Below are 6,635 nucleotides of genomic sequence, written 5' to 3' on the forward strand. Positions count from 1 at the left end.
TCTAACACAGATTGTGCTCTAGCAGATGAAAGATTTAAATTATAAAGATAGCTTTCTCTTTGATCTTTTTTAGGCGCAATGGTATCAGTATGTCCTTCAATTCTAATCTCACTTATATATGGTAAATTTTTTTTGTCACAAATAATAGACTGATATTTGGGCCAGATGTCAGCTACTTTTTGTTTAAAGGATGGTGTCATTTCAGCAGAACCGATTTCAAAAAGTTCATCATTTTTATTGATTGAATCTTGTAAAAACTTTAATGACATATCGCTTTCCAGTTGTACATTTTTACTTTTAAAATCCTTCTTCAAATCTTCTCCAATAGCATTGTAAATGTCATCCTTAATTATTTTGTCAGACAAACCCTCTAAAATATATGCTACAGCAATAAAGAGAAAGATGATAGCTAGGCAAGTCATGATGTCTGAATAGGCGATAAAGTTATGATCTGATCTGGTGCGACTTCTAGCCATTAGATATTGATTTTAAATTGTTTTGAATCAATTTAGGAATTGCCTCGTAATGCCTTTTAAACATTGCATCCATTGATGCCATAGTTTCTTTTATACCTTGCATGTAAAGTCGCTCCTCATCAATATCGATATTTCTTAAGTTAGATAATTGGTCATTCAACAATTCAATATTAACTCTCAAATTTGTAATGCCCTCCAACTGTTTTTTAGTATTTTGAAGATCACTACTGAATTGATTTAATGATTCCTTGATATTCGACGAAGCATTATTTAGATTTGAAGTAATTTCACGGAACTTGGTATCTTGAACCATTACAGAATTAAGTGATTCTACGATATTGTGTAGTTTACTATTTTGTGACAATAGATTCGCATTGGTAGTTACAATCTTTTCAAGATTTGTATTCATATCTTCCGTGTACTGAACAATCTTTTCATAACGTCTGGCAAAATCTTCAATGTATGCCTTGTTTTCTTTCTGCCAATTATTTAGACTATCGATGGAATTTGTTAATTCAGAAAAATTCTGTTTAACTAATAGACCTAATGTATCTCTAAATCCAGAATTTAAATCTTCAATTACTTCCTTAAGGGCTTCAAGTAGTGCGTCATGATTAGATGTAGCTAGGTTTTCACCAAATTTAGAAAGATTATCTGCTAATTTTTTATTAGATTCCTGAATCTTTGTGATTAATTCTTCAGAAAATGCTCTGTTAAGGTTGCCAATACCTCTATTTAAGTCACGAAGTAATATATTTGTCTGCCTCATTTCTATAAATTCAGGTGATTCAGGTGGCTGAATATCTCCATATTTGTTCAAAATATCATTTACTCTTCTTTTGTAGATTAAGGAGAAAAATAGCCCTAGAATTGTTACAATAAATGCAAGTCGTAAACCGGATAACAACTCTTTCACGCTGTCTTTAATTCTTGCAGCGTCTGTGTCAAAATTGAATAATCCTAATACAATACCTAAACATGTACCAAGCAACCCGATGGTAACGAAGGTACTGGGCATATTTTCTAATTGATAGTAGTTTACAAACTTTCTTGTAGCGTCATTTTTAGCTTTGCTAATGATGGTTTCATAATAAATTGCGAATACTATTATGGCAAGCATCGCCAATCCTATAATATATATTTCGTTTGACATAAGTTTTTTTAAGCAATTAAAATTCTATTTTATTCAATTATTAATATTTTTAAGAACAATAAGTTTGAAAGTAATAATAATTTGATTATAATTTTTTATTCATTTACAATAATTTTTAAATCAATATCGGCAACCTCTTTTAGATAGTTTGAAGTCACTCCCAATAAAGTTAATATTGATTCGGATGTATTTTGTTTAGAAAGGCTTGGCTGTACAATAAATATTTCAAAATTCATCGGTTTTCTATTTTTTGCTATAATTAACAATCGTTCTAAGTCTTCTTTTGTGCCTTTTTCAAGACGACTACGTTCATTTCCATTTTTAACCTTTAGTTTTCTTCTCAACAGATGTTGAAAGAATTCAACTCCACTTTTATGTTTCCAATGAATCGATTTTTGAGCTTGACCACAGACTTCATAAAAATTGTCAATCCTTGTATTTACCAATCCGTCCTTTGCAAATTTTAAATGGTAAAATTGAATATTGATTTCACTATCAGATTCTTTTATTGTAATAACATCTGCTATTTCTCCCGAGTAATCGTCATCATAGATGATGTCAAAATCATTATTTTTTAGTTCTTGAATAACTTTATATTGAATAGATTCTGTCTTTAGAGGTAAAACTCCTTGAGCTTCATAACTTAAATCAACACCTTCCCATTTCCAATCGATTAACATTTCTTTAGGATAAGGATTTATAATCTGCTTAAGCTCTACTAATTCATTTCCTTGTAATGCAGAGCCGTCGGCAAACCATACAATGGGAGGGTAAGAATTTAAATAATCGATTAATGTAAATGTTCTAGATGCCACTTTTATTTCAGCTACTATAGTGTCAATTTGCACTATTCTAAAATTAGCAAATTGATTTCCGTCAGTATCAGAATCAATAAATAATTCTTTTTGAAATTTTGCAGAACCATTGGGTGTTGTAATTTCAAATTTGATGATTCCATTATGAATATCATTTAAGATATTAATCGAACAATATGCATAATTAAAGATTCCATTTATGCTGATTTCAATTTTAGATTCAGGAAAATCATAAAAATTATCATCCCAATCAATATGAGTAGGATAAACTTCCGGAATTTTGGTAACGATCTCAGGTATTAAAGTATCACGTAAAACTTGATTAGGATCAATATCCTCATTAATTAACTTCCTACCAATGTTGTCACACCAACCAATAAATCCTTTTAAGTCATTTTTTAGATAGCTCCAAATCCTACCTTTGTATGAGCATCCCAATGTGATTTTCTCTCCATCTTCATAACCTGAACCAAAAACAAATGCTTTTTCGCCCCTTTGCTGCTCCGCTAAAGAAAGTGCATCTTGAATATCAGTACCGACCCTCATAGTAAAACGAATTTTTCTATTCAAAAATTCTTTTAAACCAACATTTTGTAGTGACACACGGTTAACATCATAAAAACTTCTATAGACTAACAGCTTTTCAATTAGCTCCGCTCTATTATCTAAAACCACATTTGCCAAATCACTATACAAACTAGATTTATCGGAACTATGAATAAATAAAAGATTCTGATCTTCATTATAATACAAAATCGTTAACGTCCAATTTAAACCAAAAACTTCTTTGTAATTTACCCACTCAACTTCGGACTTTGATGCTGTAATAATTACTAATGTATTTTCATTGGGATTATAATCGTCAAATTTATATTCTAATTCTTCATAATCTTTGAAACCATCTTTAAAATTTAATAAATCAAAAGAGTTTTCTGAATTCAAATTTTTGTAAACGACAGTACTCGCAGCAAATTTTATATTTTGAAAAGGAATTTTAGAGTTTTCAAGATGTTGAAATCCTTGAATAAATTCAGCAAAGTCAATTTGCTCTTCTATTTGTTCTGAGCTTAAAGTTGAAAGTAAAATATTCCAATCAGAGTCCTGAGCATATAATTCGCTTAGTTCATTTTCCGTATCGGAGTCGGCTATATTTGCTATAAATGTTGCATTTCCTAGATGATTATCAAACGATGTTCTTGTGAATCTACCTGCAAATTGTAAAGTGATTGGTAAGCTTTTCCTAATATCATGGAAAGCTGCGATTTTCAACTGGGGTAAATCAAAACCTTCTCCTAACATATTTACTGCTACGATAATTTTATGCTCTCCATCAACAATTTTTTTGAGAATATCATTTTTGCCATTTACTGAGGAATGAATTAAAATAGGATTTAAATCTTCGTATTCTTTATAGTAATTGAATATTTCTTCTGCTCTTACCTTATTAACGCATCGAGCCATAAGTATATGATTGTATCCGTTTTGTAAATCCTCACGTAATCTCTCAACTGCTTTTTCAGCTATTAATTGGTCACCTTTTTTTAAATCATATTCTCTGATAGGTAGAAAATTTATAGGTTTAAAATAACCTTGTTGTTGTGCTCTTTTTAAACTGAAGTTAAAAATTACTTTTCCTTCAATTCTTTTCTGATCATTTCTAAAAGGTGTTGCTGTGAATTGTAGAATTTTATGATTGTCAAATGCCATTCTAACACGTTTCCAAGAATTAGCTTCGACATGGTGGGCTTCATCAATAAAAACATTTGTTATCCTTTCATTTAAAATTGATAATGTACTCGTTGAAAAATTTGATAAAATCTTCATTGTTGTAACAATGACATTTGATTTTTCTACAAATTCTAATAAATCATCATTACTACCAAAATTCTCATAAACAATTCCAACTTTAGGATTAATGACAGCCTCATTTATAATACCAAATTGCTTCAGCAATCCTAACTTCAGAAATTTATTGGAAATTTGTGTGCGTAACGCATCTGAAGGTACGGTTACTATAATTTTATCTAGGTTGCCGGCAATTAAAGTAGACAGCATGGTTTCTGTTTTACCTGTGCCTGTGGGCATGACAACAGTTCCTATATTTTCAGAAATTTTTAAATGACTTAATATTGAATACAAAGCTGCAATTTGTGGCTCCCTTAGACCCTGACTTTGTATTTGAATATTTTCTTCAACAAAATTAAAATTGTTGTGCCAAGAAGTTTTTATTTCGACAGTATTGAATTCTCTCTTTAATGGATGTTTAATCCAACTTTTTAATATTATTTCTCGATTAGCTAGTGACCTTTCTGTAGGCTTTTTATTTGACAATAAAATGTAATCATAAAATTCAAGTTCTAAGTTTTTATTTGATGTAATACAATAAGAAATACCATCGATAAGTATCACAACATAACTTCTGAAGCTTTGGCTAAAAAAATAATCTGCAGTAATTTCATTTGTAATAACATGCTCAACCTTATTTTTCGAACCAGTTCTGTTAAAATATGTTAGTTTAAGCTCAGGTAATAAGATTCTTGACATATTTAATTTTGTTTTCTTTTTTTTGTTTAATATTTTAAATAAAAAGCGAATAATTATCAACGAATCTTTTAATTAAAATTGATTAAATCTTTTTGATAATAATGGAAAATGAAGGCTCCACACTTAACATGCAGATTTTTACTAGCCGAGATTAATATATTTTATAGAAAATTTTTAATAGAATTTCTATTATTAGTAATTCTATTAGCTAGTCGTTTAATATAATTTATTTAAACTAGTTGTTACTTGCTGAATCATCATGCTTTTTAGTTTTGTTTCAAAAATACTAAAATTTAAATTAATTTTAATATTTTTCAATATAATCTAAAAATTAGAGAATATTTATTAATTATCTATATAATTTTTATAACATTTAAGTGTTGTTACTTTTTATATTTATATTATTCAATTTGTTTAATCTTGCATTTATTTATCGTTGTTTTTTGTGGATAAATAAGGATTTCTCTAAAAACAAATTTAAAAACCGTTTTAAAACTCTTATTCAGTATTTTCACTGAATATCCAAACATTCACGAAAATTTTATAAACTCTTAAAACAATAAATCCTAACGAAAGTTAGGATTTATTCCTGTAACAAAAGTTATCAATAAGATAACTTTTGTTATTTCCCAAGATAGTTCTGTACCGCAACAGCAGAAGTTCCAACAGCTTTAACTGCTTCTTTCAGACGTTCTTTGGTAACACCAAACTTGTTTGACCAGTATTCTAATTCCCAAGTTTCGTTTACATTTACTTTACTTGCATCTTGCGGTCTTCTTTTACTTAAATCGTCACTCATAATAAATAATTTTTGGTTAGTAAAGTAAATTTAAAGAGGTTTTATATTATATCATTACGGTTTTCCGTAAAGTAAAAAAATCCTAACTTTCGTTAGGATTTTCTCTTATTTTGATTTTTAGACTTTTCTTCTAAAAGTGCTGTCTCGCTTATAATTGAATTAAGTTGGCTCTGATTTAATTTAGAAACAACTTGAATTATATCAATGTCTAAAAAATTACAAATACTGATAATAATTTCAATTGTTGGATTGGTTTTTCCTCTTTCTATTCTACCAATGTAATCCTTAGAAAGATCTACCTCATTTGCTAGTTGAAATTGTGATAATCCTTTTCTTAATCGGTATAGTTTAAAAATAATTCCGATTTGACTTTTTATTTCTTCAGAGTTCCATTTATACATTTAGTAAATTTTGGGAATAATTATATTTTTCATAGAGACTTATAAGACGTTTTGATTATTTTTTATTATATTTGCTAAATAAGTTACTGTAAAGTAACTTTGCGATACTTCAACTAATATTAGAAGCTATTGCTTAGAATCTCGCTATTGAAAACTGGTAATTTTTAAACACACGAGAAGATAAGCAGAAAGCTCACGACCTAGGCGTGGGCTCTCTCTATCTGTGTGTAAGGTATACCAGTGCCTCAATAGCGGATATTGTAGAGTTCCACGCCGTTTTATTTTCTATGCAGTCCGCTATCTCTACCATTCTCTAAGCTGCTTTTACAAAATACAGTATCAGATTAGGACAGATACAATGGCAGCGCAACCATTGCGGCTTTACAGCTTTCACGGGACACATTTTCATTCATATTAATTTTTGTCTTGTATGGGCAGGGAGCTTTG

5 protein-coding genes are annotated in these 6,635 nt (G+C 29.3%); all 5 read right to left on the reverse strand.

Annotated elements, in window-relative coordinates; translation table 11 throughout:
• Positions 1-476 (reverse strand): OmpA/MotB family protein (locus tag WFK35_RS19215; protein WP_442892086.1); only part of this gene is annotated, 476 nt, incomplete at its 3' end.
• A complete protein-coding gene (locus WFK35_RS19220) occupies positions 469-1,629 on the reverse strand; it encodes a MotA/TolQ/ExbB proton channel family protein (RefSeq protein WP_336733960.1) in 1,161 nt (386 codons plus the stop codon). The genes WFK35_RS19220 and WFK35_RS19215, both read right to left, overlap by 8 nt.
• 95 nt (positions 1,630-1,724) lie before the next feature.
• Positions 1,725-4,988, reverse strand: a complete 3,264-nt coding sequence (locus WFK35_RS19225) for a DEAD/DEAH box helicase (RefSeq protein WP_336733962.1) — start codon at positions 4,986-4,988, stop codon at positions 1,725-1,727.
• 622 nt (positions 4,989-5,610) lie between these two features.
• Positions 5,611-5,787, reverse strand: coding sequence for a DUF3606 domain-containing protein (locus WFK35_RS19230; RefSeq protein ID WP_294317594.1), 177 nt, complete (start codon positions 5,785-5,787; stop codon positions 5,611-5,613).
• A gap of 92 nt (positions 5,788-5,879) precedes the next feature.
• Positions 5,880-6,188 carry a helix-turn-helix domain-containing protein gene (locus WFK35_RS19235; RefSeq protein WP_271246963.1) on the reverse strand — a complete coding sequence of 103 codons (309 nt, stop codon included), beginning with the start codon at positions 6,186-6,188 and terminating at the stop codon, positions 5,880-5,882.
• Positions 6,189-6,635: the final 447 nt, after the last annotated feature.

It is taken from the genome of Chryseobacterium sp. VD8 (assembly GCF_037149975.1).
GTDB classification, from domain to species: domain Bacteria; phylum Bacteroidota; class Bacteroidia; order Flavobacteriales; family Weeksellaceae; genus Chryseobacterium; species Chryseobacterium indicum.

What these genes read in the sequence shown, in the direction of transcription:
- WFK35_RS19225 (WP_336733962.1), bottom strand. Translation starts at nt 4,988, where the DNA reads ATGTCAAGAATCTTATTACCTGAGCTTAAACTAACATATTTTAACAGA.
- WFK35_RS19220 (WP_336733960.1), bottom strand. Translation starts at nt 1,629, where the DNA reads ATGTCAAACGAAATATATATTATAGGATTGGCGATGCTTGCCATAATA.
- WFK35_RS19230 (WP_294317594.1), bottom strand. Translation starts at nt 5,787, where the DNA reads ATGAGTGACGATTTAAGTAAAAGAAGACCGCAAGATGCAAGTAAAGTA.
- WFK35_RS19235 (WP_271246963.1), bottom strand. Translation starts at nt 6,188, where the DNA reads ATGTATAAATGGAACTCTGAAGAAATAAAAAGTCAAATCGGAATTATT.